The sequence below is a fragment of the Candidatus Infernicultor aquiphilus genome, from assembly GCF_002784285.1.
In the GTDB taxonomy this organism is placed as follows: Bacteria; Atribacterota; Phoenicimicrobiia; order Phoenicimicrobiales; family Phoenicimicrobiaceae; genus Infernicultor; species Infernicultor aquiphilus.
This window is the reverse complement of sequence record NZ_PFKO01000243.1, coordinates 1-1,814: the sequence shown is the minus strand read 5'-3', so window position 1 is coordinate 1,814 and position 1,814 is coordinate 1. Positions and strand designations below refer to the sequence as shown.

Annotated in this window: 2 protein-coding genes; both read right to left on the bottom strand. The window is 32.1% G+C overall.

The annotated features are described in order from the left end of the window. Positions 1-1,175, bottom strand: a 1,175-nt coding sequence (locus tag COZ07_RS06530) for a nickel-dependent hydrogenase large subunit (protein ID WP_406607764.1), incomplete at its 3' end; no start/stop codon positions are given. Further along, positions 1,168-1,731, bottom strand: a complete 564-nt coding sequence (locus COZ07_RS06525) for an NADH-quinone oxidoreductase subunit C (RefSeq protein ID WP_406607763.1) — start codon at positions 1,729-1,731, stop codon at positions 1,168-1,170. The genes COZ07_RS06525 and COZ07_RS06530, both read right to left, overlap by 8 nt. Positions 1,732-1,814: the final 83 nt, after the last annotated feature.

Sequence of the window (1,814 nt, the reverse complement as noted above, 5' to 3'; positions counted from 1 at the left end):
TTCCTGGTTAATATACTTTTTTGATCATTATCTTTATTTAAAATAGTCACTCTATCCATGCAAGCAATGCAAGGGTCGATAGAAGCTATTACAATTGGTATATCAGCTATTTGCTGACCAATAAGCATGGGAACCCAGGTCATTAAGTTATTATAGGTAGGGGCACGAGCTTTCCAGACCTCAGGTAATTCTGATTCATTTAATTTTACATAATGGAAAACTTCACCTCGAGGTGCTTCATGTCTACCAATTCCTTCATCTTTTGCTTTTTTTAATTGATTAAGTAATTTAACTAATTTTTTCTCCGCAATAATTTCACCTGAAGGCATATTATCTAAACACTGTTCAATAATCTGTATCGATTGTACTAATTCTAATAATCGGACCACTATTCGATCGTAGACATCACCATTTATTTTACCGGTTAATACATCTGGAGTAATAGCTTTTACTTCTAAATCTGCATAAGCAGCATAGGGTTGATCCTGGCGTACATCCTTTTTTATCCCCGATGCCCGTGCAGTAGGACCTACCGCACATAACCTTAGAGTATCTTCTTTAGTTAATATACCTATATTTTTTGTTCTTAAGGCAATAGTGGGATCGTTTAGAAATATATCTTCTATCTTTCCATAATTATCCTTATAATAATCTAAAGTCTTTCGTATTCGAGGTATTTGCTCTTTACTAATATCTCTTCTTACTCCCCCAATCATAAATATTCCATAATTGATTCTATTCCCGGTTAAATATTCTAAAAGATCTAAAACTTCTTCTCTCGCCCTCCAGGAAAAATATAAAACAGAATCAAAACCCAATTCATGAGCGGCAACCCCAGCCCATAAAATATGAGAATGGATTCTTTCTAACTCGGCAATAATTACTCTAATATATTGAGCTCTCTCGGGAACTTCAATTCCAGCGGCATTCTCCACTGCCTGACAAAAGGCAAAAGGATGAGAAGCAGAACAGATGCCGCATATTCTTTCAGCTAAATAGATAATTTGTATGGGATTTCTTTGCATACCCATAAATTCTATTCCCCGATGATTATCTCCGGGGGCTAAATTTACCTTTTCTATGCGCTCTCCATATATTTCAAAATTAAAAGTCATCGGTTCTTTTAGAGAACAATGAACCGGACCTATGGGGATAGAATAAGTCTCTTTACTCAATTTTCTTCACCTCTTCTTTTTTAACTATATTATTACCTACATAATTTCCATTCTTACTTAAAGGATATATTCCTTTTTCATCTCTTCTAAATGGATAGATATCTTTTAAAAAATCTTGTGGTAAAAATAAATTGGGTAAATCAGGTAAACCTTCAAATATAATCCCCATCATTTCTTTCATTTCTCTTTCTGTAACTTGAGCTCCTGGAATTAAATCGGTAATTGTTGGTATCCTTAGATCTTTCTTAGATAAATGAATAACTAAATCTATTGATATTTCTTTAAATCTCTCTCCATAGTAAATAGAAAAATGATATATCAATTCAACTTTTTCGCCTACATCATTTCCTGAAATAATAGCTAAATGTGGAAAATGTAATGTAAATAAGAGTTTTACTGCATCTTTAAGATCTTCTGAATTTATTTGTAGTCGTATTATATTATAACTATTCTTTTTTAAGCCAGCTGTTTTTGTTTCTATCCTATGATCAATGATTTTATTATTAAATTTTTCTTTAAATAATTCTACAATTTCATCAGGCTTCCTATATTCCATTCTATTATCTCCTTTCCCTTTTTAGTCGTTAGTGAATAGTTATTAAGTATCAATACATAGCGAACCCTTATTAATAACATAAA

Bases quoted from the DNA above. Each gene is read 5' to 3' on its own strand.
- COZ07_RS06525 (WP_406607763.1), bottom strand. From the start codon at position 1,731: ATGGAATATAGGAAGCCTGATGAAATTGTAGAATTATTTAAAGAAAAA.